The organism is Treponema primitia ZAS-1, assembly GCF_000297095.1.
Lineage (GTDB): Bacteria > Spirochaetota > Spirochaetia > Treponematales > Breznakiellaceae > Termitinema > Termitinema primitia_A.
The window spans coordinates 1-212 of record NZ_AEEA01000188.1 but is presented as its reverse complement, the minus strand read 5'-3'; the positions used below and the strand labels follow the sequence as shown (position 1 = coordinate 212).

General features: G+C 49.1%; 1 protein-coding gene. It reads right to left on the bottom strand.

Going from position 1 to position 212, the window contains the following annotated elements:
• Positions 1-212, bottom strand: a 212-nt coding sequence (locus TPRIMZ1_RS19525; protein WP_010263883.1) for a PD-(D/E)XK nuclease family transposase, incomplete at both ends; no start/stop codon positions are given.

The following is a 212-nucleotide window of genomic DNA, read 5'->3' as shown; positions in this document are numbered from 1 at the left end:
TTCTGCTTCCCGCTTAAACAGTCCTGCACCAGCTTGTCCAGTTTGGGGAGTTCGTAAAAGATTGAACATACCACATCGCTTAACCGGTCATGCTCGTCCTCTTCCTGCATGAAATAACGCCGGGGTACCTTATCGCTTCCGGGGAAGAGGACGAAATTCAGGAAAAATATTTGATATACCCGGCGTATCTGCTTGTACTGCTCCCCCCGTTT